At 59.2% G+C, this 14,028-nt stretch carries 14 protein-coding genes and 1 tRNA gene; 5 read left to right on the forward strand and 10 right to left on the reverse strand.

Going from position 1 to position 14,028, the window contains the following annotated elements; genetic code table 11:
- Positions 1-11 precede the first annotated feature (11 nt).
- From AMM41_RS16500 to uvrC, 6 genes are all read right to left on the reverse strand, one after another.
- Positions 12-87: transfer RNA gene (locus AMM41_RS16500), tRNA-Val, on the reverse strand.
- A gap of 13 nt (positions 88-100) precedes the next feature.
- Positions 101-373 (reverse strand): HU family DNA-binding protein, encoded by a 273-nt coding sequence (locus AMM41_RS16505; protein WP_089961555.1) that lies wholly within the window; start codon positions 371-373, stop codon positions 101-103.
- A gap of 249 nt (positions 374-622) precedes the next feature.
- Complete coding sequence (locus tag AMM41_RS16510; protein WP_089961558.1) at positions 623-1,708, reverse strand: tartrate dehydrogenase; 1,086 nt, start codon at positions 1,706-1,708, stop codon at positions 623-625.
- 76 nt (positions 1,709-1,784) lie between these two features.
- Complete coding sequence (locus tag AMM41_RS16515; RefSeq protein WP_089961562.1) at positions 1,785-2,693, reverse strand: DMT family transporter; 909 nt, start codon at positions 2,691-2,693, stop codon at positions 1,785-1,787.
- Positions 2,690-3,259, reverse strand: coding sequence for a CDP-diacylglycerol--glycerol-3-phosphate 3-phosphatidyltransferase (gene pgsA, locus AMM41_RS16520; RefSeq protein ID WP_089961565.1), 570 nt, complete (start codon positions 3,257-3,259; stop codon positions 2,690-2,692). The genes AMM41_RS16515 and pgsA overlap by 4 nt, the downstream gene beginning before the upstream one ends.
- A 21-nt stretch (positions 3,260-3,280) precedes the next feature.
- Positions 3,281-5,209 (reverse strand): excinuclease ABC subunit UvrC, encoded by a 1,929-nt coding sequence (gene uvrC / locus AMM41_RS16525; RefSeq protein ID WP_089961568.1) that lies wholly within the window; start codon positions 5,207-5,209, stop codon positions 3,281-3,283.
- Positions 5,210-5,263: 54 nt separating this feature from the next.
- Between uvrC and earP the strand changes: the two genes are divergently transcribed.
- From earP to AMM41_RS16550, 5 genes are all read left to right on the forward strand, one after another.
- On the forward strand, positions 5,264-6,361 hold the full coding sequence (gene earP / locus AMM41_RS16530; RefSeq protein ID WP_089961824.1) for an elongation factor P maturation arginine rhamnosyltransferase EarP: 1,098 nt from the start codon (positions 5,264-5,266) through the stop codon (positions 6,359-6,361).
- Between the two features lie 130 nt (positions 6,362-6,491).
- On the forward strand, positions 6,492-6,974 hold the full coding sequence (locus tag AMM41_RS16535) for a YeeE/YedE family protein (protein ID WP_089961571.1): 483 nt from the start codon (positions 6,492-6,494) through the stop codon (positions 6,972-6,974).
- Entirely contained in the window at positions 6,971-7,405 is a 435-nt protein-coding gene (locus tag AMM41_RS16540; RefSeq protein ID WP_089961575.1) for a DUF6691 family protein, read from the forward strand. The genes AMM41_RS16535 and AMM41_RS16540 overlap by 4 nt, the downstream gene beginning before the upstream one ends.
- A gap of 96 nt (positions 7,406-7,501) precedes the next feature.
- Positions 7,502-8,056 (forward strand): elongation factor P, encoded by a 555-nt coding sequence (gene efp, locus AMM41_RS16545; RefSeq protein WP_062404128.1) that lies wholly within the window; start codon positions 7,502-7,504, stop codon positions 8,054-8,056.
- Positions 8,057-8,166: 110 nt separating this feature from the next.
- Positions 8,167-9,039, forward strand: coding sequence for an LOG family protein (locus tag AMM41_RS16550; protein ID WP_089961580.1), 873 nt, complete (start codon positions 8,167-8,169; stop codon positions 9,037-9,039).
- On the opposite strand, the gene AMM41_RS16555 is transcribed toward AMM41_RS16550, so the two are convergent.
- From AMM41_RS16555 to AMM41_RS16570, 4 genes are read right to left on the reverse strand one after another with little or no spacing between them, the layout of a single operon-like run.
- Positions 9,021-10,214, reverse strand: coding sequence for an MFS transporter (locus AMM41_RS16555; protein WP_089961584.1), 1,194 nt, complete (start codon positions 10,212-10,214; stop codon positions 9,021-9,023). The two genes, AMM41_RS16550 and AMM41_RS16555, sit on opposite strands and share 19 nt — an antisense overlap.
- Complete coding sequence (locus AMM41_RS16560; protein WP_089961587.1) at positions 10,211-11,605, reverse strand: DNA recombination protein RmuC; 1,395 nt, start codon at positions 11,603-11,605, stop codon at positions 10,211-10,213. The genes AMM41_RS16555 and AMM41_RS16560 overlap by 4 nt, the downstream gene beginning before the upstream one ends.
- Complete coding sequence (locus AMM41_RS16565) at positions 11,602-12,588, reverse strand: 2-hydroxyacid dehydrogenase (protein WP_089961591.1); 987 nt, start codon at positions 12,586-12,588, stop codon at positions 11,602-11,604. The genes AMM41_RS16560 and AMM41_RS16565 overlap by 4 nt, the downstream gene beginning before the upstream one ends.
- A complete protein-coding gene (locus AMM41_RS16570; protein ID WP_089961829.1) occupies positions 12,588-13,970 on the reverse strand; it encodes a sodium:proton antiporter in 1,383 nt (460 codons plus the stop codon). The genes AMM41_RS16565 and AMM41_RS16570 overlap by 1 nt, the downstream gene beginning before the upstream one ends.
- Positions 13,971-14,028 lie beyond the last annotated feature (58 nt).

The raw sequence follows: 14,028 nt of genomic DNA on the forward strand, positions 1-14,028 counted from the left end.
TGAGTGAGAGGTGGTGGGTGCTGACGGTCTCGAACCGCCGACCTACTCCGTGTAAAGGAGCCGCTCTACCAACTGAGCTAAGCACCCTCTCAAATTCAAATCAATTCAAAGCGTCCTTCAGACCCTTGCCTGGACGGAACTTTGGAACGTTGGCTTTTTTGATTTTAATCGCAGCGCCAGTGCGGGGGTTACGGCCGGTGCGTGCAGCACGTTTGCCCACCGCAAAAGTTCCAAAACCCACCAACGAGACTGTACCGCCTTTTTTCAAGGTTGTACGGACTGCGCCAATCACGGCCTCCAGCGCACGGCCAGCCGCTGCTTTGGAGAGGTCCGCATCTTTGGCAATGTGTTCGATCAATTCTGTTTTGTTCACAAAAACCTCTGAGAGTTAAATGCCGGGCGCACCAGCTTATGAAATGGCATTGAACAATCATGGCAACAACCATGAATGCAATGTTCGCATCATCACCCTGAATTCGGATGGTCACATGACCCTGCGATGAACCTTAACGAGTGCAAATGAAAGCAATTCGGAGTGAATTCTAGCGTTGAAATTCAACGTTCTGAGGCCGCTTTCGGTATTTTTTGTGCGTGTCAGAAACCCGCTTCACATCAGTTCACATCAAAGCACTTGTTCAATGGCACGCCCCAAGTCGGATGTGCTGGCAGTGCCCCCTAAATCAGGCGTGCGTGGCGCACCACTGCCCGGTGCAAGCACCTTTTCAATGGCCGCCAAAACAGCGTCGTGCGCCGCTTTGTAGCCCAGAAACTCCAGCATCATGGCCCCGCACCAAATTTGTCCAATCGGGTTGGCAATGGCTTTGCCTGCGATATCGGGTGCAGAGCCGTGCACGGGTTCAAACAATGAGGGGAACAAACGATCCGGGTTCAAGTTGGCGCTGGGCGCAATGCCAATGGTGCCTGTGCAGGCAGGCCCCAGGTCGCTCAAAATGTCACCAAACAAGTTGCTGGCCACCACCACGTCAAAGAAATCAGGGCGCTGCACAAAGTGGGCGGTCAGAATGTCAATGTGGAATTTGTCCACATGGATGCCCGGATAGGCCTTGGCCATTTCGGCCACGCGTTCATCCCAATAGGGCATGGTGATGGCGATGCCGTTGGACTTGGTGGCGCTGGTCAAGTGCTTTTTGGGACGGGTTTGGGCCAGTTCAAATGCGAACTTCAACACCCGATCCACCCCAATGCGCGTCATGATCGACTCTTGCATCACGATCTCGCGCTCAGTCCCGGGGAACATGCGTCCTCCTACGCTGGAGTATTCACCTTCGGTGTTTTCACGCACGATGTACATGTCAATCTCACCAGGCTGGCGGGGGCTGCCGTCGCGGCGCACCACCGGCGCAATGATGCCCGGCATCAAGCGGGCTGGGCGCAGGTTGATGTATTGGTCAAATTCACGGCGAAACAACAGCAGCGAGCCCCACAAGGAGACGTGGTCGGCAATTTTTTCGGGCCAACCCACAGCGCCGAAATACAAGGCATCGTGGCCACCGATCTGGTCTTTCCAGTTGTCGGGCAACATTTTTCCGTGCTTTTCGCAGTAATCCCAGCTGGAAAAATCGAAATGGTCAAAGTGCAAATCGATGCCGAATTTGCGGGCTGCGGCGTCCATCACGCGCAAGCCTTCGGGCATGACTTCTTTGCCAATGCCATCTCCGGGAATGACAGCGATGCGGTGTTTGCTCATATGGGGGACTTTCTGAAACAAAAAATGGGCGTAAATTCAAATGCGCAAGCTTAGCAACAAAGTGCCAAGCGGGGTTTCACCTACGAGACGGCCTCACCACCCAACTCACCCCCAGAGCCGTCAAGGCTGTACCGAGCAAAGTGGTCAACGTGATGGCTTCACCAAACAGCAACCAAGCCATGATGGCCGTCGTGGGGGGCACCAAGTACATGAGGCTGGTGACCGATGCAGCCGCCCCTTTTTGAATCAGCATGTACAAAAGCGAACTGCCGCCCAAAGTCAAACCCAATACCGACCAAGCCATGGCCCCTGCCAATTCGCCGTTCCAACGCATGGTTTCGGTTTCCATGAGTGCCAAAGGCAAAGTGACCACCAAAGCGGCCATGAGCTGCACCGTGTTGGCCGAACGCACGTCGCACGGTTGGACATAGCGCTTTTGATACAACGTTCCAACCGTAATGCTGAGCAAAGCGGTCAATGCAAAAGCCATGTTGGTGGGGGTCACATGGTCCAAGGGCGTGCCCAAGGTCAATTTGCGCCAAACCACCATCATCAAACCCACGAACCCCAAAGACAAACCCAGCCATTGCCGCTGCGACACGCCTGGCTGATCATGGCCTCTCATGCTGTAAGCCAGCCAAATGGCCGTCAAGATTGGTTGAAAGCCCACCACCAATGAAGACAGCCCCGAACCCATACCGGCCTTGACCGCCACCCACACGCCACCCAAATAACCGCCATGCATCAAGATACCGGTCACCGACAGGTGAAAGAATTGGGCGCGATTTTGGGGCCAAGCGACTTTGGCCCAAACAATCCAAGGCAAGAAGCAGGCGATCGACAAGGCGTAACGCACGGATAAAAAAGACAGCGGGGGGGCATGGGGCATGCCGAAACGGGCCACGATGAAGCCCGTGGCCCAGATCAAGACAAACGCCACAGGCGTCGCCCTGACCCAGGCATCAGACGCAGACTCCCCACTCATTTCACGCGGGCTCGGATTTCAGGCAAGGCTTTTTGCATGTAATAAACCATGGACCACACCGTCAAAACAGCGGCCACCACAATCAAGACGGCACCCCAAGCACGGGTGTCGATGAGACCGAACAGGGTGTCGTTGTAAAGCAAAAAGGGAATCGCCACCATTTGCACCGTGGTCTTGAGCTTGCCCACCATGTGCACGGCCACGCTTTTGCTGGCCCCAATCTGCGCCATCCATTCACGCAATGACGAGATGGCGATCTCGCGGCCAATGATGATGAGCGCCACCAGCACATTCACCCGGTCCATCTGCACCAGCATCAACAAGGCGGCGCAAACCAAAAACTTGTCGGCCACCGGGTCCAAAAAGGCCCCGAAGGCCGAGGTTTGGTTGAGCTTGCGAGCCAAAAAACCGTCCAGCCAATCGGTGAAAGCAAACAACACAAACATGACCGTGGCGATCAGGTTTTGTGTCTCTATCTTCAGGCTGTCGAGGTAGTACACGCCAATGATCAAGGGGATCGCGACGATGCGCGTCCAGGTCATGATGGTGGGAATGGTGAAAAACATGGGCTTGATTGTGGCATGCGCTCAATGCAACGCGTTGTAAATGGTTTCGGCCAATTCGCGGGAAATGCCCTCTACGCCCAGCAAGTCCTCCACGCTGGCGCTTTCCACACCCCGCACACCGCCAAAGCGCTGCAGCAGTTTGGCCCGCTTGCGGGGACCGATGCCCGGGATTTCTTCAATCTTGCTGCCGCCCATGCGCACCTTGGCCCGCTGTGCCCGCATACCGGTGATGGCAAAGCGGTGCGCCTCGTCACGGATTTGCGCCACCAGCATGAGCGCGGCCGAGTCCTTGCCCAGGTAGACCTTCTCGCGGCCATCGGCAAACACCAGCTCTTCCAAGCCCACCTTGCGGCCCTCGCCTTTTTCCACGCCCACAATGCGCGACAGGTCCAGCCCCAGGTCGGTGAACACCTCACGCGCCATGCTCACCTGGCCTTTGCCGCCGTCGATCAGCACCAAGTCCGGCAGGCGAGCAGTGCCCTCGCCCGAGCGCAAAGCTTCGGCCAGCTTGCCGTAGCGGCGCATCAGCACCTGTCGCATGGCCGCGTAATCGTCGCCCGGCGTGATGCCCTCGATGTTGTAGCGGCGGTAGTCGCTGCTTTGCATCTTGTGCTGTCGGAAAACAACGCAAGAGGCCTGTGTGTTCTCGCCTGCCGTGTGCGAAATGTCAAAGCACTCGATGTGCAGTTGGTCCAAATCATCCGGAGCCAGATCCAGCGCCTCGGCCAGCGCCCGGGTGCGGGCCTGCTGCGAGCCTTCTTCGGCCAGCAAGCGGGCCAGTTGCAGCTCGGCGTTTTTCTCGGCCATCTCCAGCCACACGCGGCGGTGCTCGCGCGGATTCGTCACCGTGCTGATCTTCACGCCCGACTGCGCCGACAAAGCCGCGATCAGCGCTTTGTCCACCGCCGCGCTCAAGATCAGCAGCGGCGGCACGGGTACGCCGATGTAGTGCTGCGCCAAAAAGGCTTCGAGCACCTGCACCTCGACCGGGAGCGTTGCCTCTCCTTCCTCCAGACCCAGCAAGTCCTGCGCGTCCTGAACATGCACCGGAAAATAAGGCCGGTCACCCAGGTGCCGTCCACCGCGCACCATGGCCAGGTTCACGCACGCGCGGCCGCCCTGCACTTTGGCCACCAAAATGTCGGCATCGGTGTCCACCGCCGTGTCCACCGACTGCTGGTGCAAGACCCGCGACAGCGCCGTCAACTGATTGCGCACCTCGGCGGCCTGCTCGAATTCGAGCTTGTCGGCATGCTGCATCATCCGCGCTTCCATCTCGCGCATGAGTGACTGGGTCTCGCCACGCAAAAACTGCTCGGCGTGCTGCACATCGGCCTTGTAGTCCTCGGGGCTGATCAGGTTCACGCACGGGCCTGAACAACGCTTGATCTGAAACAGCAGGCAAGGCCGGGTGCGGTTGGCAAACACCGTGTCCTCGCAGGTGCGCAGCCTGAACACCTTCTGAATCAGTTGAATCGACTCCTTGACCGCCCAGGCACTGGGGAACGGCCCGAAGTAGCGGTGCTTCTTTTCCACCGCCCCCCGGTAATAGGCCACACGCGGGTAATGCTGCGCCTCGGGCGTCTTGACCAGCGCGGGCAGCGCCACGCGGCCATTGCCCGTGAGCTTGAGGTAGGGGTAACTCTTGTCGTCCCGAAACAGGATGTTGAAGCGCGGGTGCAGCGTCTTGATGAGGTTGTTTTCCAGCAGCAGCGCCTCGGCCTCGGAGCGCACCACGGTGGTTTCCATGCGCGTGATCTTGCTGACCATGTGGCCAATTCGGGTGCCGCCGTGGTCCTTCTGGAAGTAACTCGACACCCGGCGCTTGAGGTTCAGCGCCTTGCCCACATAGAGCAGCTGCTCCTGCGCATCAAAGTAGCGGTAAACCCCCGGCAAGGCGGGCAGTGCGGCAACTTGCGCGAGCAGGGCTTCATCATGGGTGTTCGACATGGCGACTATTGTCTGTGAAAAGATGTGTGTGAAATCTCCAGCGACAATCGCCGCATGCAAACTGGCCAACTCTGGGACATCTTCTGCACCGTCATCGACAACCACGGCGACCTGGGCGTGTGCTGGCGCCTGACGCGCCAGTTGCGCGACGCGGGCCAGCGCGTGCGCCTGTGGGTGGACGACGCCTCGGCCCTGGCCTGGATGGCCCCCACCGCCCACCAAGAGCCTGGCATTGAAGTGCGCCCGTGGGCCGATGCCAGCCAAGCCAGCACCCTGCAAGCGCTGCCCCCGGCCGACGTCTGGGTCGAAGCCTTTGGCTGCACCTTGCCCGAAGCCTTTGTCACGCACGGCGTGGCCACACACGCCCAACAGCCCACCTGGATCAACCTCGAATACCTGAGCGCCGAAGACTGGGTGCCCCGCATGCACCAGCTGCCCTCGCCCATCATGAGCGGCCCGGCCAAAGGCTGGACCAAGACCTTCTTTTACCCCGGCTTCACGCCAGACACGGGCGGCCTGCTGCGCGAAACCGACCTGCTGGAGCGCCAACAAAACTTTGACCTTTTAAAACGTTCAGCATGGCGCCAACAACACGCCCCCAACCTGGCCCCGAATGGCCTGCTGATCAGCCTGTTCTGCTACGAACCCGCCGCCCTGCCCCAGCTGCTGGCACAAGGGGTGGGCACCCCCCACCACCTGCTCGTCACCCCGGGCCGCCCACTGGCTGCGGTGCAGCAAGCACTGGCGGGCATGGCCGAGCCACCCCACTGGAGCGCCCTGCCCTACACCGACCAAATCGGCTTTGACGAGATGCTTTGGGCCTGCGACTTGAATTTTGTGCGCGGCGAAGACTCGCTGGTTCGGGCCCTTTGGGCAGGCCAGCCCTTCATCTGGCACATCTATCCGCAAGACGACAACGCCCACCATGACAAGCTGGAGGCGTTTTTGAATTGGATGCAGGCCCCGGAAAGCTTGCGCAAGGCGCATCGGGTTTGGAATGGTATGGAAGCGGGGGAATGGCCTGCGCTCAATTCAAGCGCACTGGCAGACTGGACAGCTTGCACACAAGCTGCGCGGCTAAGGCTACTCAAACAAGATGGTTTGTTGAGCCAACTGCTTTCTCACGCTGCGAACCCATGCGCAGCACTTTGACCGTGTTCTGCTCGTTCAACACTTCGTGCTCCAGGCAGTGTTAGACATTGAACCACCGTTGATAAGCCTTGGACAAATCCCTCATCCACTTTTCCAATACGTTCTCGCCCCAGATGGATAATCCCGACCCATGACTCTGATTGACACCCTCTTCCCCCTCGGCTGGCAGCACTACCTGCTGGGCGGCCTCACCATTGGCGCTGGCGTGGCGCTGCTGTATTTGTTCAACGGATGGGTTGGCGGCATGAGTTCCGTCTTTTCCAGCAGTTGGTCGTTTGTGTCCAAACGGGCGTTTTTCCAGCAAGCGCGCTTTGTCGGCACCCGCAACTGGCGGCTGGTTTACGCGCTGGGCGTGGTACTGGGGGCGCTGGTTTGGCGGCTCACGCTGGCGGACGGCGAGGCGCAGCACACCAGCGTGCCCGCCTGGCAGCTGTTGGTGGGCGGCTTTTTGGTCGGCTACGGTGCGCGTTTGGGCAATGGCTGCACCTCCGGTCACGGCATTTGTGGCCTGGGCTCGTTGCAACTGCCTTCGCTGGGCGCGGTGCTCACCTTCATGGCCACCGCCTTCATGACCGCCAACCTGATGGCCATCTTCACGAAAGGCCTGGCATGAACCCGCTGAACCCTCACACACTTTCTCTGCCCAAAGCGCTGGTCACCCTGGTCGCCGGGGCCTTGTTTGGCTTTGGCCTGTCGCTGGCCACCATGGTTCAGCCTGACGTGGTTTTGAGCTTTTTGCGCTTTCAAGACTGGGGCCTGATGTTGGTCATGGGCGGCGCAGCGGGCTTGGCCATGCTGGCTTACAAAGGATTTCCGCGCTGGCTGGGCCGCCCTTTGTTGGGTGGTCAGTTCCTGACACAACCGGCCAGCTGGAACCGCCAAACCGTGATCGGCTCGGCCATTTTTGGCGTGGGCTGGGGTTTGAGCGGGGTGTGCCCCGGCCCGGCCATTGCGGCTTTGGGCACAGGCAACACCGACATCCTGTGGGCTTTGGGCGGGATTGTCTTGGGCGGCTTGTTTCATGGCTTGACAGCGCGTGACTGACCGCCTGCATGGACCTTCAGCCAAATACCAAGCCCCACAGGTTAGAATAATGGGCTTGGCTTCAAGCCACCCTCTTTCATTTCAGACTCAATTCCTATGAAAACCGCTCAAGAAATCCGCGTCGGCAACGTCATCATGCACGGCAAAGACCCCATGGTCGTCCTGCGCACCGAATACCAACGCGGTGGCCGCGGCTCGTCCACCGTGCGCATGAAGCTCAAAAGCTTGATCGCCAACTTCGGCACCGAAGTCGTGTTCCGCGCCGACGACAAGATGGACCAAGTCATTCTGGACAAAAAAGAGTGCACCTACTCTTACTTCGCTGACCCCATGTACGTTTGCATGGACACCGATTTCAACCAGTACGAAGTCGAAGCCACCAACATGGGCGACGCCCTGAACTACCTCGAAGACGGCATGGAACTCGAAGTGGTGTTCTACAACGAGAAAGCCATCTCGGTCGAATTGCCCACCAGCGTGGTGCGCGAGATCACCTGGACAGAGCCCGCTGTCAAAGGCGACACCTCGGGCAAAGTGCTCAAGCCCGCCAAGATCGCCACCGGCATGGAAGTGCCTGTGCCTTTGTTCGTGAGCCAAGGCGACAAGATCGAAATCGACACCCGCACTGGCGAATACCGCAAGCGCGTCTGATCTTCCGATCAAGCCCCCTGATGAAAGCCCCGCAAGGGGCTTTTTTCATGGGCCAAGGGCAGAACATTGCACGATCAGGTGCGACTTGATGCGCATGCACAATCGTCACCATGCACAGCACACCCAAACTCAAACAACCGGTCTTGCCTCACGCTTGGGCGGACCTTCATGCCGAAGACCAAAACACCCACTGGTTAGAACCCCAAGCCCATCGATTGGCCTTTGCCGATCCAGAATTCATGCTTCGGCGAGAAACCCGTGGGATTCGGCTTCAACTCGAACTCCTCAAACCAGACCTGGCTCAAGCCGAAGCGGGCATCGAACACACGGTGGTGGTGTTTGGAAGTGCGCGATTCACCGACCGCGAGACGGCTCAGGCACAACTGAAATCAGCCCTGCTGAGTGAACAAGCCGAAAAAATCAAAGCGGCCCAGGTCATGCTGCGCAACGCTGAACATTACGAAAACGCGCGGGTCTTTGCCCAAAGTGTGGCCCACTCGTGTGCCTGCTTGCCTGATGACGAAAAGCTTTTCATTTGCACTGGAGGCGGACCAGGCATCATGGAAGCGGCCAACCGAGGTGCCACGGAAGCGGGTGCCATGTCGGTGGCACTCAACATTTCCCTGCCGCATGAGCAGACACCCAACCCCTATGTCACGCCCGATCTGAGCTTCAAGTTCCATTACTTTGCGCTGCGAAAAATGCATTTCATGATGCGTGCCAAAGCGCTGGTGGCCTTTCCCGGAGGTTTTGGCACACTCGACGAACTGTTTGAAGTGATGACCCTGGTGCAAACCCGCAAAGCCCGGCAGGTCCCCATTTTGCTTTTTGGCAGTGACTACTGGCAACGCCTGATCAACATGGACTTGCTGGTCGAACAAGGCATGATTTCAGCAAATGACCTGAATTTGTTTCGTTACGTGGACACACCAGAAGCCGCCTGGCAGGCCATTTGCGAGTTTTATCAACTCAAAGTTTCATGATGCTTGGAGGCATGGCTTGGGCGCAAACCCCAAGCAGCGCGAGAGCCCATGCCCACGGCGACTCCCACCACCCAAAACACGGGTGCCACCCCCGCAATGGCACCCGCCGCGCCAAAGAGCATGGGCATCAGCACACTCGAGGCGTTGATGCTCATGAGACGCAAACCCAGCGCCTCGCCCTGACGGTGTGCCGGGGTGATTTGGTGCAAAGTGCTCATGATCATGGGCTGCACCGTCCCCAACACCAAACCCAGCAACACCGAGCACACCCCCATGGCCACGGCAGTGGGCATCAGGGGGTACACCGCAAACAGCAAGGCCGTGCACACCATCGCGCCCGTGATGATTTGGTGTTCTTTGACGTGGCGCGAGATGAAAGGCAAACACACCCTTATGAAGGCTGCAGCCAAAGCAAATGAACCCAGAATGGAGCCCACCACAGAAGCGCTGTAACCGCGCTCGTGCCCCAACACAGGCACCACAAAGGTGTGCACATCCCAGCACGAAGACAGCAACCAATTGACCCCCAGCAAACGCCGCATCATGGGCTCGGCCAGCAAATCCAGCGCACGTCGAGGTTTGTCATGGGCGAGTTCGGGTGAAAGAGGCAGCTCAGGCACTGGGCGCACCCAAAACCATGTGAACAGCGGAAACACGGCCATCAGCAAGAATGCCCATCTGAAGCCCGAAACGTGCCCCGCCTCGGGTCCGGCATAGTCAATCAACAAACCCGCCAACACCGGGCCCACAAAATTGGACACTGCAGGCCCCAGCGACAACCAACTGAAGGCCACCTTGAGTGCGGCCGGGTCTTTGGCCATGCGGCCCACATGGCGTTGCAAGGCGATCACGGCCATGCCGGTGGCACCGCCTGCGGCCAAAGCGCTCAGGCACATCACCGCAAAGTTGGGCCACAGTGCCGACAGCAGCACACCCGATGCCGCCAGGACAACGCTGATGCGCATGATTTTTTGCAAACCCCGACGGTCGCTGTAACGGCCTGCAGGCAGCGCCAATAACATGGGGGAAAACGCAAACAAGGCCAACAGTGCGCCCACCGCCACGGCACTGAAACCCTGGTTGAGGGCCAAAAGGGGGATGGCCATGCGCGTGCCCGCCATGCACGCGTGCAAAAACATCTGACCCGCAATCAGCCGGGCCAGATCAGGGCTCACTTGTTCTCCTCTTGCGCGAAATCCGGCCCGCTGGGCAAAAGTGCTTGCGCTTGCAGCTCGGGCAGCGCATCCACCTGGCGCAGAGCGCGGCTCATGACGTTACTTCGGGTTTGTGCTTGGTCCAATGTGTTGAGCACCGTCTGGGTCTGGTTGCGCACCTTGGTCAGCACATCGCCAAACTTGCCAAACTCGGTCTTGACCGCACCCAGCACCTGCCAGACCTCGCTGGAGCGTTTTTCAAGCGCCAGAGTTCGAAAACCCATTTGCAAAGCGTTCAGCATGGCCATCAGGTTGGTGGGGCCGGCCAATGTCACGCGGTGGTCGCGCTGCAAGGTTTCCATGAGGCCTGGGCGGCGCAGCACCTCGGCGTACAGGCCCTCGGTGGGCAAGAACATGACCGCAAAGTCGGTGGTGTGCGGCGGCTCCAGGTACTTTTCGGCAATCGACTTGGCTTCGAGTTTGATGCGATTTTCCAACGCCTTGGCGCACAGCTCGGCCTGCACCGGGTCAGCTCGGCCTTGGGCCTCGAGCAGGCGCTCGTAGTCGTCGTTGGGAAACTTGGCGTCAATCGGCAACCACACCGGCTGGCCGCTTTCAGACCGGCCAGGCAAGCGAATCGCAAAGTCCACCCGGTTTTTGTCGCCAGGCCGCGTGGCCACCTGCACAGCGTATTGCTCGGGCGTGAGGACTTGTTCGAGCAACGAGGCCAGTTGTGCCTCACCGAACATGCCTCGGGTCTTGACGTTGGTCAGCAGGTGCTTGAGGTCGCCCACGCCTTGCGCCAGGGTGTGCATTTCGCCCAGGCCTTTGTGCACCTGCTCCAGACGCTCCGCCACCTGTTTGAAGCTCTCGCCCAAACGGGCTTGCAAGGTGGCCTGGAGTTTTTCGTCCACCGTCTGGCGCATTTCATCGAGCTTGGCGGCATTGCTTTGCTGCAACTGCGACAGCTGGGTTTCCATGGTGCCGCGCATTTCGGTCAGGCGTCGGGCATTCGCCTCAGACAGTGCATTGACCTGCTGGGCCAGGCTGTCGGTCAGGCTTTTTTGCAGCAAGGCCAGCTGTTGGGCCAGCGCGTCAATTTGCTGGTTTTGGGTGCGGGTCGCTTCGGCGCTTTGCTGCAGCAGCGATTGCTGGAACAGCGTGAGGGTGTGCATGGCCTCTTGTCGGCCTTGCACACCAGACTGGCTGATTTCGCTGCGCAGTTCGCGCTCCAAACGCTCGGTTTGGGCCTGCAGAGCTGCAAACTGATGTTGAAGCCAGGCGGCTTGCTCGGCGGCCTGGCCAGCAGCTTGCTTGGCCTGTGCCTCGGGCGACGCCCGTGAGCGCAGCAGCAACAGCACCAAACCCAGCAGGTTCAACCCGGCCAGGACCAGCCACAGCCATTCACTCATGCAGCTGAGCCGGGCACGGAGTTCAGCGGTGTCAGGGCTTGACCACGGGTCAGGTAAGCCACCAGGTTGTCAGCTGCCAACTGCGCCATGGCCTTGCGGGTTTTGACCGTGCTGCTGGCAATGTGGGGCGTGAGCACCACATTGGGGACGGTCAACAAATCAGGGTGCACTGCAGGCTCGCCCTCGAACACATCCAAACCGGCTGCGGCAATTTGGCCCGCTGCCAAAGCCTTGGCGAGCGCCGCGTCGTCCACAATGCCACCGCGTGCGATGTTGACCAAGGTAGCGGTCGGCTTCATCTGCGCCAGTTCGGCCGCGCCAATGGTGTGGTGAGACTCGGCGCTGTAAGGCACGACCAGCATCACATGGTCAGCGGTCTGCAGCAGTTCTGGCTTCGACACATAAGTGGCCTTGCACTCGGCTTCGAGCTCGGCGCTCAAGCGGCTGCGGTTGTGATAGATCACGTTCATGCCAAAGCCATGCGCGGCGCGGCGGGCAATGCCCTGGCCGATGCGGCCCATGCCGATGATGCCGATGGTCGAGCCATGCACCTCGGCCCCGGCAAACATGTCGTAGCTCCACTTTTTCCACAAACCGGCACGCAAATAGTGCTCGCTCTCGGTCACGCGGCGGGCCGTGGCCATGAGCAGGGCAAAGCCAAAATCGGCTGTGGTTTCGGTCAGCACATCGGGCGTGTTGCTGGCCTGCACACCCGCAGCGGTCATGGCGGGCACGTCAAAGTTGTTGAAGCCCACGGCCATATTGGCCACGATGCGCAGCTGCGGATTGGCCTGCAGCAGCGCCACGTCGATGCGCTCGCTGCCGGTGGTCAATGCGCCCACTTTGCCTTGCATGCGGCGGGTCAGCTCTTCGGCAGACCAAACCTCGTCGGCCTGGTTGCTCTCGACTTCAAACACCTGCGCCAAAGACTGCAGGACCTCGGGGAAGATGGCTCGGGCCACCAAAATGGAAGGTTTGGACATCACTTGAACCAGATGAAACTCATGACAACGAACAACGGAATCAGGACAGCGCCCGACCACAACATGTAACCAAAGAAGCTGGGCATTTTCACGCCACGGTCTTCGGCGATGGCCTTGACCATCAAATTGGGCGCATTGCCGATGTAGGTGTTGGCGCCCATAAACACGGCACCGGCCGAAATGGCGGCCAGCGTCGGGGCCAAGGTGGTCATCAGCACCTGCGGGTCACCGCCTGCGGTGTTGAAGAACACCAAATAAGTGGGGGCGTTGTCGAGGAATGAACTCAAAGCGCCCGTGATCCAGAAGTACATCATCACGTCGGGACTGCCGTCGGGCTGGGTCACTGCTTGAACCACCGCACCAAATGGGCCGTTGACTCCCGCCTTGAGCATGGCGATGACCGGGATGATGGTCAGGAAGATACCAGCAAACAACTTGGCCACTTCGGCCATGGGTGCCCAACCGAATTGGTTGTCCGCATGCACCTTGGCGGGTGTGATCTTGAGCGACAAAATGGTCAAGGCCACCAGACCCAGATCGCGCAAAACGCCCGGCAAACCGACTTCGGTGCCGTAGATGTTGAAAGACACGGGCGACTTCCAGAAACCGCTCATCAGCACCAAGCCTACAACGGCTGCCAGCAGCCAGAAGTTGATGGCCCCATCAAAACCAATCGCTTTCGAGTCTGGTGTTGGATCTTGCGGCAACACCTCTTCACGGCGGTGGTAGTACCAGGAGTCCAGCGCAAAGAAGATGGCGAGCAAGCTGCCCACCAAGAACAGTGTCTCGGGGAAAATAGTTTTAACGGTCCAGAAAAAGTCTACACCCTTCAAGAAACCCAAAAACAAGGGGGGATCACCCAAAGGCGTCAAGGAGCCGCCTGCGTTAGAGACGATGAAGATGAAAAACACCACAACATGGGCCACATGCTTGCGGTTGTCGTTGGCGCGGATGAGGGGCCGGATCAACAGCATGGATGCACCTGTGGTGCCCATGAAACTGGCCAGCACGGCCCCAATCCCCAAGATGGCGGTGTTCAGGCCTGGGCTGCCGTGCAAATTGCCACGGATGAAAATGCCGCCCGACACCGTGAACAAGGCCGTGAGCAAGATGATGAAAGGGATGTATTCGGCAAACAGGGCGTGCACCGTGTTCGCGCCTGCTGCAGCAGGACCAAACACCATGGCAAAAGGCACAAGAAATGCCAAGCCCCAAGCGGCGGCGACTTTGCCGTAATGGTGGTGCCAAAAATTCGGCAAAAGCAAAGGCATCAAGGCAATCGACAACAAAATGCCTGCGAATGGCACGCCCCACATCACCGACAACTGAGCGCCATCAAAGTCGGCAGCAAAAGCCCCTCCGGACAACAACAACAGCGGCATAGCCAGCCACGCGGTCCACCGCTTACCCCATCGCTTCATGATGAAAATCTCCTGTGAA

The sequence above is a fragment of the Limnohabitans sp. 2KL-3 genome (genome assembly GCF_001269405.1).
In the GTDB taxonomy this organism is placed as follows: Bacteria; Pseudomonadota; Gammaproteobacteria; order Burkholderiales; family Burkholderiaceae_C; genus Limnohabitans_A.

Excerpts from the sequence above, each read along its gene's own strand:
- AMM41_RS16510 (WP_089961558.1), bottom strand. The coding sequence starts at position 1,708 with ATGAGCAAACACCGCATCGCTGTCATTCCCGGAGATGGCATTGGCAAA.
- AMM41_RS16515 (WP_089961562.1), bottom strand. The coding sequence starts at position 2,693 with ATGAGTGGGGAGTCTGCGTCTGATGCCTGGGTCAGGGCGACGCCTGTG.
- pgsA (WP_089961565.1), bottom strand. The coding sequence starts at position 3,259 with ATGTTTTTCACCATTCCCACCATCATGACCTGGACGCGCATCGTCGCG.
- uvrC (WP_089961568.1), bottom strand. The coding sequence starts at position 5,209 with ATGTCGAACACCCATGATGAAGCCCTGCTCGCGCAAGTTGCCGCACTG.
- earP (WP_089961824.1), top strand. The coding sequence starts at position 5,264 with ATGCAAACTGGCCAACTCTGGGACATCTTCTGCACCGTCATCGACAAC.
- AMM41_RS16535 (WP_089961571.1), top strand. The coding sequence starts at position 6,492 with ATGACTCTGATTGACACCCTCTTCCCCCTCGGCTGGCAGCACTACCTG.
- AMM41_RS16540 (WP_089961575.1), top strand. The coding sequence starts at position 6,971 with ATGAACCCGCTGAACCCTCACACACTTTCTCTGCCCAAAGCGCTGGTC.
- efp (WP_062404128.1), top strand. The coding sequence starts at position 7,502 with ATGAAAACCGCTCAAGAAATCCGCGTCGGCAACGTCATCATGCACGGC.
- AMM41_RS16550 (WP_089961580.1), top strand. The coding sequence starts at position 8,167 with ATGCACAGCACACCCAAACTCAAACAACCGGTCTTGCCTCACGCTTGG.
- AMM41_RS16560 (WP_089961587.1), bottom strand. The coding sequence starts at position 11,605 with ATGAGTGAATGGCTGTGGCTGGTCCTGGCCGGGTTGAACCTGCTGGGT.
- AMM41_RS16565 (WP_089961591.1), bottom strand. The coding sequence starts at position 12,588 with ATGTCCAAACCTTCCATTTTGGTGGCCCGAGCCATCTTCCCCGAGGTC.
- AMM41_RS16570 (WP_089961829.1), bottom strand. The coding sequence starts at position 13,970 with ATGCCGCTGTTGTTGTTGTCCGGAGGGGCTTTTGCTGCCGACTTTGAT.